We start from the raw sequence: 12,878 nt of genomic DNA on the forward strand, positions 1-12,878 counted from the left end.
GCTCCACGGCCGGCACCGGCGCGGGCGCGGGCAGCACCGGCGGGGCCGCGGGCTCGAACGCCCGCCCCGCGGCGTCGGGTGCCCCGGCCGGGACCCCCGCCGGCGCCGCCGGGGCGGGCACCTCCAGCTGGTGGCCCGGCGCCACGGCCCCGGTCATCGCGCGCATCTGCTCCAGCACCGAGGCGAACGCCTCCTCGCCGGTCGACACCCGTGGCGGCGCCTCGGGCACCGCGCCCCCGCGCGCCGGCGCGAGCACGTCGGACCCGGGCGGCCCGTAGCCGTCCAGCCCGGTGTCCGCGGCGTCGGCGGCCGCGAGCAGCGCGTCGATCCCGCCGGCCCCCGCTCCGGCCCCGGCCGCCGGCACCGGCACGCCCCGGCGCCGCAGCAGCCCGGTCGTCGGCGCGGCCGGCGCGTCCGGCACGTCGATCGTCAGCTCGTACCGCTCGCGCGCGAAGAACCCCGCGAGCCCGCCGGTGCGCACCCGCTCGGCGCGCACGATCCGCGCCGTCGGCCCGAACTCGGCGCGCACGTGCACCATGAGCTCGGACAGGTCGGCGCCCTCAAGCAGCAATCGCGTGGGCACCGCTCACCACCCCGACGGTCTCGATCCGGACGCCGCCGCCGGTGACCTCGGCGTACGACAGCACGGGCAGCCGGTCGAGCGCGAGGATGACGACCTTGCGCAGGGCGGGCCGCAGCGCCGGGGCGCAGACGAGCACGACGGACCGGCCGGTGGCCTCGGCGTCGGCGACCTGCGCGCGCAGCCGCTCCAGCATCGCCTCCAGGCGGGTCGGGTCGGTGACGATCTGGGTGCCCGACTCCGACGGCCGCAGGGCCTCGACCAGGGACTGCTCGAAGACGGGGTCGAGGGTGAGGACCCGCAGCGCGCCGTCCTGCACGTACTGCGCCGACAGCGCCGGACCGAGCGCGCCGCGCGCGGCCTCGACCAGGCCCTCGGGGTCGGTGCTGACCTTGGCGCGCAGGGTGAGCGCCTCGTAGATGCGGCCCAGGTCGCGGATCGGCACCTCCTCGGCGAGCAGCCCCTGGAGCACGCGCTGCACCTCGCCGAGCGTGAGCAGCCCGGGCACGAGCTCCTCGACCACGGACGGGTTGACCTGCTTGAGGCCCTCGGTGAGGACGCGGACGTCCTCGCGGCCGAGCAGCCGCGGCGCGTTGCGGGTGATGATCGAGCCCAGGTGCGTGATGAGCACGGACACCCGGTCGACGACGGTGGCGCCGGCCATCTCGGCGGCGTGCCGGAGCTCGGCGGCGACCCACTTGCCCGGCAGGCCGAACACCGGCTCGACGACGGACTGCCCGGGCAGCGCGGCGAGGTCGTCGCCGAGGGCCAGGATCCGCCCGGGCGGCACCTCGCCGCGGCCGACCTCGACGCCGGCGATCCGCACGACGTAGGTGGACCGGGGCAGGTCGACGGAGTCGCGGGTGCGGACCGGCGGCACGACGATGCCGAGCTCCATGGCGATCTTGCGGCGCAGGCCGCGGACGCGGTGCAGCAGGTCCTGGTCGGGGCCGTTGCCGACCATGTCGACCAGATCGGGGGCCAGCAGGATCTCCAGGGTGTGCACCCGCATCTGCTCGATGAGCGCCTCGGGGGTGTCGTTGCTGGTGGGCGCAGCGGTGGCGGTGGACGCGGCGGCGAGCTCGGCGGCGGCGGCCTCCTTGGCCTGCGACGCCTTGATGCGCTGCGCGACGATCAGCAGCGTCGCGCCGACCAGGACGAACGGCAGCTTCGGCATGCCCGGCAGCAGCGCCAGGGCGAGCGCACCGCAGCCGGCGATCAGCAGCGCGGTGCGGGACTGGGAGAGCTGCTTGGAGGCCGCGGTGCCCATGTCGCCCTCGGCCGTGGCCCGGGTGACGACGATGCCGGTGGAGACCGAGAGCAGCAGCGCGGGGATCTGGGTGACCAGGCCGTCGCCGATGGTCAGCAGGCTGAACCGCTCGAGCGACTCGGTGACCGACAGGCCCATCTGGACCATGCCGATGACGAACCCGCCGATGAGGTTGATCAGCGTGATGATGATGCCGGCGATGGCGTCGCCCTTGACGAACTTCGAGCCACCGTCCATGGCGCCGTAGAAGTCGGCCTCCGCGGTGACCTCCGCCCGCCGCTTGCGCGCGGTGTCCTCGTCGATGAGGCCGGAGTTGAGGTCGGCGTCGATGGCCATCTGCTTGCCGGGCATCGCGTCGAGGGTGAACCGCGCGCCGACCTCGGCCACGCGGCCGGCACCGTTGGTGATGACGACGAACTGGATCACGACCAGGATCAGGAAGATCACCAGGCCGATGACCAGCGACCCGCCGACCACGAAGTGCCCGAACGCGTCGATCACGGCGCCGGCGTAGCCGTCGCGCAGCACCAACCGGGTGGACGCGACGTTGAGGCCGAGCCGGAACAGCGTGAACACCAGGATCAGCGACGGGAACACGCTGAAGTCCAGCGGCTTCTGCACGTACATGCTGGTGAGCAGGATGACGAGCGCGGCCGTGATGTTCACGGCGATCAGCACGTCGAGCAGCGCCGCGGGCAGCGGCACCACCAGGAGCAGCACGATGCCCACGACGCCCACCGGGACGGCGAGCTGGGAGATCTGCCGGTTCTTCATCGGGGATCCTCGTCAGTGGTGTGCGGTACTGCTCTGGTCATCGGCAGGTGCGCGGCGTTCATGCGGCCTTCTCCTGCCGGGCTCGCCGCCGGGCGGCGGCCACGGTGGTCGGTGCGTCGTCCGGGGCGACCGAGCCGCCCGGCATCGTGTGCCTGCCCATCGCCGCGCCGCGGCGCTTCAGCTGCATGACGAACGCGAGGACGCGGGCGACGGCGGTGAACAGGTAGGCGGGGATCTCCTGGTCGACGGCGCACGCGGCGTGCAGCGACCGGGCCAGCGGGATGTCCTCGACCATCGGGACGCGGTGCTCGGTCGCCTGCTCGCGGATCTTCGCGGCGACGGCGCCCGCGCCCTTGGCGACCAGCCGCGGGGCGCCGGTGCCGGCGACGTACTTCAGCGCGACGGCGACGTGCGTCGGGTTGACGATCACCACGTCCGCGTCGGCGACCGCGGCCATCATGCGGTTGCGGCTCATCGCCATCTGCTTGGACCGGATGTGGCCCTTGACGAGCGGGTCACCCTCGGTGCGCTTGTTCTCCTCCTTGATCTCCTGCTTCGACATGCGCGTCTGCTTGCGGTTGCGACGCATGACGACGAGCAGGTCGATCGCGGCGAGCAGCACGCCGGCCCCGATGCCCCAGACGATCAGCTGCTTCACGCCCGCGCCGGCGACGCCGAGCATGTGCTCGAGCGGGATGCGGCCGGTGCCCATGAGCTGGGGCACGAGCGCCTGCACGGCGGCGTAGAGGACGAGCCCGACGACGGCGGTCTTGAGCAGCGTCTTGGCGCCCTCCCACCAGGCGTTCGCGCCGAACAGCCGCTTGACCCCGGACACCGGGTTGAACTGCTTCACGTTCGGCTTGAACTTCTTCACGTGCACGCCGCCCTGGGCGACGGCCACCGCGATGATGACGCCGGCGACGACGGCCATCAGCGGGCCCAGCGTCGCCACGATCGACCACAGCCCGTCGCCGAGCAGGTCGACGACCGTGCCCGCGTCGGGTGCGGCGATCGCCTCCCGGACGGCGGCGAGCTGGTCGCGGGCGGCGTCGGCCGCGCGGGTGGCGGTGCTCGGCAGCATGACGGCGGCGGCGGCCAGGCCGACCCACGCGGTGAGGTCCTGGGACCGGGAGAGCTTCCCGTCCTTGTGGACCTCCTTCATCCGCTGGGCTGTGGCCTTCTCGGTCTTCTCCCCGGCGTCCCCTCCCCCGGCCATCAGGCGACCCCGAGGACGGCCTCGACGGCCCGGCGCGCGAGGTCGTCGACCACACCCGGCAGGGCCAGGTACGCGAAGCCGGCGAACGTCACGGTCATCAAGATCTTGAGCGGGAAGCCCATCGCGAATGCGTTCAGCGCGGGCGACACCCGGGTCAGCAGGCCGAGGCCCACGTCGGTGAGGAACAGCACGACCAGCAGCGGGCCGGCGATCTGCAGCGCCGCGAGGAACATGTCGGACAGCCCGGTGGTGACCACCTGGGCCATCGCCGCGAGGTCGAGCCCGGCGCCCGGCGGCACGGCGTCGAACGACCGGGCCAGGCCGCCGATGAGCAGCTGGTAGGCGCCGGAGACGAACAGCAGGACCAGGCACGTCATGTTGTAGAGCCGGGCGAACTGAGCGCCGGAGGTCATGTTCTGCGGGTCGAAAGCCTGCGCGAGCTGGAAGCCGCCGAACAGGTCGATGAGGTTGCCCGCGGCCTGCACGGCCGAGAACACCAGCGACACGAGGAAGCCCAGCGCGGCGCCGACGACGGCCTCCAGCACCAGGTCCCCGACGAACTCCCCCGTGGACTCCGTGGCGACGAGGTCCAGGCGCGGCAGCACGGCGAGCGCCAGCCCGACCGCGAGCATCGCCTTGACGGCGCCGGGGATCCCGCGGTGCGCGAACGGCGGCGCGATCATCAGGAACGCGGCGAACCGGACGCCCGCGAGCATCGCGGTCTGCACGGCGGCCAGGGAGAGGGTCACGTCCATCGTGCGGTCAGCCCCCGAGCAGCGCGGGGATGCGCTCGAACAGCTGGTGCGTGAAGGTCACCAGCTCCGCGATCATCCAGTGCCCGCAGACCAGCAGCGCCACGGCGGCGGCGATGGCCTTCGGCACGAAGGACAGCGTCACCTCCTGGATCTGGGTGACCGACTGCACGAGCGAGACGGAGAACCCGACGACCAGGGCGGTGATGAGCACCGGCGCCGAGAGCTTGGCGGCGATGATCAGGGCGTCCAGCCCGATGTCGAGGACGGCCGAGGTGTCCATCAGCCACCCCCGCCCGACGCGGCGCCGACCAGGGCGGTGACGATCAGGCCCCACCCGTCGACGAGCACGAACAGCAGCAGCTTGAACGGCAGCGACACCATGACGGGCGGCAGCATCATCATGCCCATGCTCATCAGGACCGAGGACACGACGAGGTCGATGACGAGGAACGGGATGAAGATGACGAACCCGATGATGAACGCCGACCGCAGCTCCGAGAGCATGAACGCGGGGATGAGCGTGAGCATCGGGACCGACGCCGGGTCCTCCGGGTTGGGCTGGTCGGCCGCCCGGGTGATGAGCGCCAGGTCCGCCTCGCGGGTGTGCCCGAGCATGTACTCGCGCAGCGGGGCCGAGCCGGCGTCGAGCGCCGTGGTGAAGTCCATGCTGCCGTCGAGGTAGGGCTGCACCGCGACGGTGTTCACGTCGGACAGCACCGGGGCCATGACGAACAGGCTGAGGAACAGCGCGAGGCCGGCGATCACCTGGTTGGGCGGCACGGTCGTCAGGCCGAGCGCGTTCCGGGTGAGGGACAGCACCACGAAGATCTTGGTGAAGCCGGTCATCATCAGCAGCAGCGACGGCGCGACCGACAGCAGCGTGATGCCGATGAGCACGACGATCGAGCTGCTCGGGGTGCCGTTCACGCCGTTGATCGCGACGGACACCTCGCCGGTGCCGGGGTCGGCCGGGCCGGTCGGTGCGGCGGGGCCCTCCGGCGGGACCGGCGCGGCGTGCGCGCTGCCCGAGCCGAGCACGACGAGCGCGACGACGAGGCCGAGCACGGCGAGGACGACGAGCAGCCAGCGGCGGCGGTCGGCGGCGTCGGCGGCCGCGAGGGCCTCGGCGCGGGGGCCGGACAGGACGAGGTCCACGTCGGCGGTCTCGGCGGCGGGGCGCGCGGGGCGCGCCGTCAGGGCGGCGGTCACCGGCGCACCGTCCGCTCGCGCAGGACCGCGACGGCCTGCTTCCAGGTGGACGGCGCCAGCACGGAGCCGTGCAGCGCGCCCTGCGCGGCGGCCGGCGCCCCGCCGGCGGCGGGGGCGGCCAGGCGCTCGAGGCGGGCGGCGTCCACGTCGGCGACCTCGAGGCCCACGAGACCCGGGACCGGGGCCGCGGCGGCCTCGGCGAGGGCGTCCTCGAACGCGGGCGCCGGCGCGGCGGGGGCAGCAGCCGGCTCGGCCGGCCGCGTCCGCCGCGGCGTCGGCAGCACGGCGGCGGCGAGCGCCCCGAGCGTGAGCGGCGCGGCCGGGGCGGCGGCCTCCTCGTCGGCGGCCTCCTCCTCGGCGACGGCGTCGAGCTCGGTCAGCATCGTGACGTGCTGCTCGCCGTAGCCGAGCAGCAGCCGGCGGTCGCCGACCGCGACGACGACGACCCCGGCGTGGCGGCCGAGCGCCTGGCGCCCGACCACCTCGACGGCCGGGCCCGCGGGCCGGCGACGGCCCTTGCCCCACCCGGCGCGGCGCGCGAGGACCCAGATCAGGCCGATCACGCACGCGAGCGCCAGGAGGACGCGCAGGCCCAGGACGAGGGTGTCCATCAGATGGTGCCGTCCTCGCGCGCGATCTCGGTGATGCGGATGCCGAACTCCTCGTCGATCACGACGACCTCGCCGCGGGCGATGAGCCGGCCGTTCACCATGACGTCGGCCGGGCTGCCGGCGGCGCGGTCGAGCTCCAGGACGGCGCCCGGGGTCAGCTCCAGGACCTGGCGGACCGGCAGCTTGGTGCGGCCGAGCTCGGCGGTCAGCGTCATCTCGACGTCGTAGAGCACGTTGAGGCTGGCGCGCTGGGTCGGGACGCCCGGGACCTTCGCGGTCGGCTCGGTGCGCAGGCGCAGGCCGAACCAGGCCTGGACGCCCTCGTCGGTGCCGAGCGCGATCAGGTGCGCGTCGGCGGGCAGGGCGGTGGCGACCGTCTCGGTCCGGGCGGCCTCGAGCACGCCGGCGCCGAGCTCGGCGACCGCGGCCTCCAGGGCCGGGCGCAGCGCGGCGGCCAGGTCGAGCGGGCTGCCGTCGGGGGCGCCGGCGGCGAGCGCGTCGCGCACGGCCTCGTCGGCGACCAGCACCACGTCGGCGCTGTTCGGGCCGACGAACGAGGCGACCACGGCGAGCGCGTCGGCGTCCGGGCGCGCACCGGCGGGGGCCGGGGCCGGCACCAGCGGCGCGGCGGCCGGCAGCAGGCGCGCGGCGGCGGTGGCGGCCGCGAGGGCGACCGCGGCGTCCGTGGTCTCGGCGGTGGGGACGGCGTTCATCAGGGCTTCTCCTCGACGGTGACGACCATGCAGGCGAGGCGGGAACCGTTGTTCCCCGCGGCGGCTCGCGCGAGCACGACCCCGTCCACCACCACGTCGAGCGGCTGGGACGACGGGTGGGACAGGGGGACGACGTCGCCGACGGCCAGGCCGACGACGTCGCGGGGGCGGACGACGACCGGCGCGAACCGGACGGCGACCTCGACGGGCACGTCCTCGACGGCGGCCTCCAGGTCGAGCACCGCGAGCTCGTGGGCCCGCTGGTCCTCGACGGACCGGCTGCCGGCGCCATCGGCCTGCCGCACGGCGGCCAGCAGCACCTCGGCGGGGAACATGACGGTGGCGACGTCCTCGCGCTCGCCGACCCGCATGAGGAACGTGGCGACCAGCACCGCGTCGGAGGCCGGCACGGCCTGCACGAACTGCGGGTTGTACTGGACGGAGCGCAGCGTGACGTCGAGCGGCGTCAGCGACGAGAAGGCGTAGCCGAGGTCGCCGAGGGCCGCGCCCATGACGCCGCGCAGCAGCGTCAGCTCGATCTCGGTGAGCTCGCGGTCCTCGCGGACGTCGCCCGTGCCGGGGCCGCCGAGCATGTAGTCGATCCAGACCATCGTGGCGCTGACCGGCACCTGCACGACGGCGGTCTGCCGGGTCTGCTCGATGGTGCACAGCATCATCGCCGTGGTGCCCGGGAGGCCGCGCACGTACTCGTCGTACGTCTGCAGGCTCAGCCCGTCGAGCGTCACCTGGGCCATCGCGCGCAGGCGGGCGGTGAGCTGGTTGCCCCACTGGCGGGCGAACGTCTCGAACGCCATCTCGAGCACGCGGGCGTGCTCGCGCGCCATGGTCATGGGGCGGCGGAAGTCGTAGGGCTCGGGCACGTGCGTGCGCCGCCTGGAGCGCGCGGGGGCCTGACCCGTGGTGTGGACCGTCACGCCCACCCTGATCGGCGCGCGACCGGGTGATGTGAGAGGTCGCGGCCGGACTTTCTCCGCCCTCGGCCCGTCGTGGGCCGGCGTGCTGCGGAGCGATGTGGCGCCCTCCGTGGCGCCGTGGTTCACCGGATCGGGTGACGCCCCTGGTCAGGGGCCCCGGAGGTCCGGTCGGACGGGACGCGCGTCGCCGCGCGCACCGTCACTGGGTGACGTAGTTCGTCAGGAAGACGTCGTACACCTCCCCGTGGTAGAGCTCGTCGAGCTGGGTCTTGAACTCCGCCTTCAGCTCCTCGCGCTTGGCGGGGTCGCTGACCTCGGACACGCTCCGGCCGGAGAACAGGGCGATCGCCGCGTCGACGGCGGGGCCGGTCTCCGGGTCGCCGTGGCCCGCGGCCTCGACGGTGAACTGCAGCTCGAAGCCGAGCCGCAGGTAGTGGCCGTCGGCCAGGTTCAGGCTCACGGGCTCGACCGCGACCACCGCGCCCGGCTCGGGCTCCGGCTCCGCGGCCGGCTCGCCGCTCCCCCGGCCGAGCAGCAGGTACGCCGCCGCCCCCGCCGCCACCAGGACGACCGCCCCGATGATGAGGAGCAGCTTCTTCTTGCCGCCCTTCTTCTTCTCCGGCTCCGCGGCGGGCGCCGGAGCCGGAGTCCCGCCGCCGATCTTCTGGCCGCCGCCGATCTTCTGACCGCCGCCGACCACGCGCTGCTCGATGGGCATCGCCCCTACCCTCCCGTCGTGCTTCCGGCTGCCACTGCGGGCAGCAGGGCGCGCACCGCCTCGGGTGCCGCGCTGAGAATGACCATGTCGACCCGCCGGTTGGCGGTCATCGCGTCCTCGCCGGTCCCCTGCACCAGGGGCCGGGTGTCGCCGTAGCCGACCGCCTGGATGCGGGTGCCCGGCATGCCGTCGCGCTCCACCAGGTACCGCAGCACCTGGGTGGCGCGGTCGGAGGAGAGCTCCCAGTTCGTCGCGTACCGCCCGGAGATCGGGATGGTGTTCGCGTGGCCCTCCACCGAGATCTGCTCCTGGAGGCCCACGAGCGTGGGCGCCGCCAGGTCCAGGACCTGCCCCGCGGTGGGGGTCAGTGTCGCCGACCCCTGCGCGAAGAACACGTCGTCCGCGACCAGCCCGAGCACCAGACCGCGCTCGTCCACCCGGAACCGGACCTGGTCCTGCAGGCCGGCGCCGGTCAGCGCCTGGAGGATGTGCTCGCGCACCTCGTCGAGGTGGGCCGCCTCGGCCTGGGCCGCCGCGAGCACGCTCGGGTCGACCTGGGTCGGGTCGGCGGAGGTCTGCGGCGCCGGGTCGGACGCCTGCAGGCCGAGGCCCTCGTCGGCGTCCACGATCCCGGAGGTGCCCGCGTCGGGCTGGTCCTCGGTGATCGAGAGCCCGTCCAGCGCGCCGTCCGTGCCGTCGAGGATCGACTGGTTCACCGACCCGTCGCCGAACCCGGCCGCCAGCGACGCCTTGAGGGCGACGTACTTCTCCTGGTCGACCTGGCTGATGGCGAACAGGACGATGAACAGCGCCATGAGCACGGTGATCATGTCCGAGTACGACACGAGCCAGCGCTCGTGGTTGACGTGCTCCTCCTCGTGCCCCCCGCGGCGACCTCGGCCGCGACCGCCGTGGCCGGAGCTCACGCTGCTTCCTTGGCCGCGGGCTCGTCGGGCAGCAGGCTGCGCAGCCGCTCGCCCACCAGGCGCGGGTTGGCGCCGGCCTGGACGGCCAGCAGGCCCTCCAGCGTCACCTCCATCTGCGCGCACTCGAGGTCGGAGAACCGCTTGATGCGGGCGCCGATCGGCAGCCAGACCACGTTGGCGGAGAGGATGCCCCAGAGGGTGGCGACGAACGCCGCGGCGATCGAGTGCCCGAGAGACGCCGGGTCCGACAGGTTCTCGAGCACGTGCACCAGCGAGATGACCGTGCCGATGATGCCGATGGTCGGCGCGTAGCCGCCCATGTCGGCGAAGTACTTGGACCAGACCTTCTCCTTGGTCCGCTTCGTCGCGATCTTGTCCTCGAGGATCATCCGCAGGTCGTCGGGGTCGGTGCCGTCGATCGCGGCCTGCAGGCCGCCGCGCAGGAACGGGTCGTCGATGTCCTTGGCCGCGTCCTCGAGCGCGAGCAGGCCCTCGCGCCGGGCGCGGTCCGCCAGGTCGACGAGGGTGTCGACCGTGGTCGTCGGGTCCGGGATCTTCTTGAGGAACGCGCGCGGCACCGCCTTGTAGGACTCGATGACGTCCTTCAGCGTGTGGCCGGCGATGCCGACGCCGATCGTGCCCAGCCACACCAGGATGAGCGGCGGGAGGAGGAAGATGGACATCGGGTCCGCCCCCTCCATGATGAGGGCGGTGAAGATCGCGCCGAAGGCGACGACCAGTCCGATGAAACCGGCGGGATCCATGTCAGCGGCTCCTCGGTCGCAGGGGAACGGGGTCGGCGAGCGGCTCGTCGCCGTCGTCCTCGGCCGGGCCCGGCGCGCCGCCGGCGGCGGTGTCGCGGACCAGCTCGACCGTCGGGGTCGGCGCGGCCTGGATCTCCTGGGCGCGGGCCAGGAGCTGCGCGCGGTGCTCGTTGACCCGCGCGATGACCTCGGCCATCGACTCGCGGACGATGTACTTCGTCCCGTCGATGAGGGTCAGGATGGTGTCGGGCGCGCTGTCGACGCGCTGGAGCAGGTCGGGGTTGACCCCGAACTGGGCCCCGTTGAGGCGCGTCACGATGATCACAGCGGTGTCCCGTCCCTGGTGGTGCGTGTGCGGCGTGGCGCCGCCGCGGCCCGTCCGTGTGCCGCTCCCCCTGCCCATCGGACGCGGGGCCCGGTCGCTGAGGGGTTTGCGGCGGTCGGAGAGTGGTGTCCGGGGCCCGCGCGGCCCGCGGTGGAGGCACGCTCCCGGCCCCGCCGACCGCGTGGGTCGGCAGGGCACGGGGCGGCGGTGCGCGTCAGCGCTTGAGGTTGACGAGCTCCTGGAGCACCTCGTCCGAGGTGGTGATCACGCGGGAGTTCGCCTGGAAGCCGCGCTGCGCGATGATCAGCTGCGTGAACTCCGTGGACAGGTCCACGTTGCTCATCTCGAGCGAGCCCGACGACATGGTGCCGCGGCCGCCGGTGCCGGCGGAGCCGATCTGCGGGTCGCCCGAGTTCACCGTGGTGGTGAACAGCGAGCCGCCCGCCTTCGACAGGCCGGAGGGGTTGGTGAACGACGCCATGGCGATCCGGCCGAGGTCCTGCTTGAGGCCGTTGCTGAACGCGCCGTTGATCGTGCCGTCCGAACCGAGGGTGAACGACTCGAGGATGCCGGCGGCGTAGCCGTCCTGCTTGTCCGCGGCGATCGTGTCGACGCCGGCCATGCCGGTGATGCCGGTGAGGTCGACCGTCACGCCGCCGAGCGCGAACGTGGTGTCGGCGAACGTCGGGTTGCCCGCGGCGTCGAACGTGAGCGCCACGGAGCCGGTCGTCGGGTAGGTGGCCGTGCCGTCGGTGGCGGTCATGGTCCAGCCGGTGGCGCCCTTGACGAACTCGAGCTCGACCTCGCGGGCGTTGCCCAGCGCGTCGTACGCCTTGACCGAGACGGTCTTGGTCTTGCCCGTCTCGGCGTCCGCCTGCAGGTTGCCGGAGAACGGCGTGCGGGTGGTGGCCTTGGCCGGCATGACCGTGCCGACGCCGACCTTGATGTCGCCGACCGGGCGCGAGGTGTCGATGACGCCGTTGGCGTCCGCGGCCCAGCCCTGGACCATCGCGCCGTCGCCCGGCAGCACCATCTGGCCGGTCGAGTCGAAGTCGAACGACCCGGCGCGCGTGTAGTACTGCTGCGTGCCCTGGCGGACGACGAAGAAGCCGTCGCCGGAGATCATCATGTCGGTGCTGCGGCCGGTGAGCTGCGCCGCGCCCTGCGTGAAGTTGGTGGTGATGCCCGCGACCTGTACGCCGAGGCCGACCTGCGCGGGGTTCTGGCCGCCGACGCCCTCCTGGGCGCCCGAGGCGGCGTTGAGCATCTGGCTCAGGGTGTCCTGGAACTGGATCTGGGACGCCTTGAAGCCGGTGGTGTTGACGTTGGCGATGTTGTTGCCGGTGACGTCGAGCATCGTCTGGTGGCTGCGCAGACCGCTGATGCCGGAGAAGAGGGAGCGGAGCATGGTGGTTCCCTTCGGGTGGGGTGGGCCGGACCGCGGTCAGGCGGTGGTCGTGGAGTCGGTGGGGGCGGTCGCGTCGTCGTCCTCGGCGGGCGGGGTGCTCCCGGCCGGGGTGACGGTCGCGACGGCGTCGAGCGGGAGCTGGGTCTTCCCGACGGTCAGGGTCGGGACGCTGGCGGAGTAGTCGACGCCGGAGACGACGCCGGTCTGGGTCTTGCCGTCGGCGTCCTTCCAGGTGACCTGCTGGCCGACGAGGTCGGCGGCGGCCATCCGCATCTGGAGCCCGAACTGCTCGCGGGACGACGCCTGGATCTCCGAGAGGGACTCCATCATCGACAGCTGCGTGGTCTGCGCCATCATGTCGCTGGTGTCCATCGGGCTGCTCGGGTCCTGGTTGGACAGCTGCGCGACCAGGAGCTTGAGGAACGTGTCCTTGTCGAGCGTCTTGCTCGGGGTGCTGGTGGTCGCCGCGGTCGCGTCGGCGGTCGAGCCACCGATGTACGAGACGGGGATGGCGGTCACGGGGGATCCCTCCGGTCAGACGAGCAGGTCGAGGCCGCCGGCGTGCGCCGACGTGCGGGTGGGTGCGGGGACGTCGGCCGCCGGGGCGCCGGCGCCGGCGCGGGCGCCGTCGGGCAGGCCCGCCGCGCGGCGGCCGGCGGCATCGGTGCCGGCGC

General features: G+C 73.5%; 14 protein-coding genes and 1 pseudogene. All 15 read right to left on the minus strand.

Going from position 1 to position 12,878, the window contains the following annotated elements:
• A pseudogene (locus J5O08_RS19125) lies at window positions 1-583 on the minus strand (hypothetical protein); the annotation flags it as partial.
• The gene (gene flhA, locus J5O08_RS19130; protein ID WP_218708488.1) at window positions 561-2,624 is read right to left on the minus strand and encodes a flagellar biosynthesis protein FlhA; all 2,064 of its coding nucleotides are present in this window, start codon (window positions 2,622-2,624) and stop codon (window positions 561-563) included. The gene flhA and the pseudogene J5O08_RS19125, both read right to left, overlap by 23 nt.
• Before the next feature lie 58 nt (window positions 2,625-2,682).
• Window positions 2,683-3,840: a flagellar biosynthesis protein FlhB gene (locus tag J5O08_RS19135; protein WP_218708489.1), complete on the minus strand. Its 1,158-nt coding sequence runs from the start codon at window positions 3,838-3,840 to the stop codon at window positions 2,683-2,685.
• Window positions 3,840-4,595: a flagellar biosynthetic protein FliR gene (locus J5O08_RS19140; RefSeq protein WP_147795550.1), complete on the minus strand. Its 756-nt coding sequence runs from the start codon at window positions 4,593-4,595 to the stop codon at window positions 3,840-3,842. The genes J5O08_RS19135 and J5O08_RS19140 overlap by 1 nt, the downstream gene beginning before the upstream one ends.
• A gap of 7 nt (window positions 4,596-4,602) precedes the next feature.
• Entirely contained in the window at window positions 4,603-4,875 is a 273-nt protein-coding gene (gene fliQ / locus J5O08_RS19145) for a flagellar biosynthesis protein FliQ (protein ID WP_147795549.1), read from the minus strand.
• A complete protein-coding gene (gene fliP / locus J5O08_RS19150; RefSeq protein ID WP_210417449.1) occupies window positions 4,875-5,678 on the minus strand; it encodes a flagellar type III secretion system pore protein FliP in 804 nt (267 codons plus the stop codon). The genes fliQ and fliP overlap by 1 nt, the downstream gene beginning before the upstream one ends.
• Before the next feature lie 122 nt (window positions 5,679-5,800).
• Window positions 5,801-6,415: a flagellar biosynthetic protein FliO gene (gene fliO, locus J5O08_RS19155; RefSeq protein ID WP_218708490.1), complete on the minus strand. Its 615-nt coding sequence runs from the start codon at window positions 6,413-6,415 to the stop codon at window positions 5,801-5,803.
• Window positions 6,415-7,128, minus strand: coding sequence for a flagellar motor switch protein FliN (gene fliN, locus J5O08_RS19160; protein WP_218708491.1), 714 nt, complete (start codon window positions 7,126-7,128; stop codon window positions 6,415-6,417). Before fliN ends, fliO begins: the two co-directional genes overlap by 1 nt.
• Entirely contained in the window at window positions 7,128-8,009 is an 882-nt protein-coding gene (locus J5O08_RS19165) for a FliM/FliN family flagellar motor switch protein (protein WP_308281730.1), read from the minus strand. Before J5O08_RS19165 ends, fliN begins: the two co-directional genes overlap by 1 nt.
• A 253-nt stretch (window positions 8,010-8,262) precedes the next feature.
• Window positions 8,263-8,781 carry a flagellar basal body-associated FliL family protein gene (locus J5O08_RS19170; protein WP_217617170.1) on the minus strand — a complete coding sequence of 173 codons (519 nt, stop codon included), beginning with the start codon at window positions 8,779-8,781 and terminating at the stop codon, window positions 8,263-8,265.
• A 5-nt stretch (window positions 8,782-8,786) separates the two neighbouring features.
• Complete coding sequence (locus J5O08_RS19175; protein WP_218708492.1) at window positions 8,787-9,707, minus strand: flagellar motor protein MotB; 921 nt, start codon at window positions 9,705-9,707, stop codon at window positions 8,787-8,789.
• Entirely contained in the window at window positions 9,704-10,471 is a 768-nt protein-coding gene (locus tag J5O08_RS19180; protein ID WP_217617172.1) for a motility protein A, read from the minus strand. Before J5O08_RS19180 ends, J5O08_RS19175 begins: the two co-directional genes overlap by 4 nt.
• A 1-nt stretch (window position 10,472) precedes the next feature.
• Window positions 10,473-10,796, minus strand: coding sequence for a flagellar FlbD family protein (locus J5O08_RS19185; RefSeq protein WP_147795542.1), 324 nt, complete (start codon window positions 10,794-10,796; stop codon window positions 10,473-10,475).
• Between the two features lie 214 nt (window positions 10,797-11,010).
• Window positions 11,011-12,204: a flagellar hook protein FlgE gene (locus J5O08_RS19190; protein WP_218708493.1), complete on the minus strand. Its 1,194-nt coding sequence runs from the start codon at window positions 12,202-12,204 to the stop codon at window positions 11,011-11,013.
• Between the two features lie 36 nt (window positions 12,205-12,240).
• Entirely contained in the window at window positions 12,241-12,723 is a 483-nt protein-coding gene (locus J5O08_RS19195) for a flagellar hook assembly protein FlgD (protein WP_218708494.1), read from the minus strand.
• Between the last annotated feature and the right edge of the window lie 155 nt (window positions 12,724-12,878).

The organism is Cellulomonas sp. PS-H5 (assembly GCF_019265565.1).
Taxonomy (GTDB): Bacteria; Actinomycetota; Actinomycetes; order Actinomycetales; family Cellulomonadaceae; genus Cellulomonas.

Coding starts and splice junctions, on each gene's coding strand:
- J5O08_RS19180 (WP_217617172.1), bottom strand. CDS start 10,471: ATGGATCCCGCCGGTTTCATCGGACTGGTCGTCGCCTTCGGCGCGATC.
- fliN (WP_218708491.1), bottom strand. CDS start 7,128: ATGAACGCCGTCCCCACCGCCGAGACCACGGACGCCGCGGTCGCCCTC.
- J5O08_RS19135 (WP_218708489.1), bottom strand. CDS start 3,840: ATGGCCGGGGGAGGGGACGCCGGGGAGAAGACCGAGAAGGCCACAGCC.
- flhA (WP_218708488.1), bottom strand. CDS start 2,624: ATGAAGAACCGGCAGATCTCCCAGCTCGCCGTCCCGGTGGGCGTCGTG.
- J5O08_RS19140 (WP_147795550.1), bottom strand. CDS start 4,595: ATGGACGTGACCCTCTCCCTGGCCGCCGTGCAGACCGCGATGCTCGCG.
- fliO (WP_218708490.1), bottom strand. CDS start 6,415: ATGGACACCCTCGTCCTGGGCCTGCGCGTCCTCCTGGCGCTCGCGTGC.
- J5O08_RS19190 (WP_218708493.1), bottom strand. CDS start 12,204: ATGCTCCGCTCCCTCTTCTCCGGCATCAGCGGTCTGCGCAGCCACCAG.
- J5O08_RS19170 (WP_217617170.1), bottom strand. CDS start 8,781: ATGCCCATCGAGCAGCGCGTGGTCGGCGGCGGTCAGAAGATCGGCGGC.
- fliQ (WP_147795549.1), bottom strand. CDS start 4,875: ATGGACACCTCGGCCGTCCTCGACATCGGGCTGGACGCCCTGATCATC.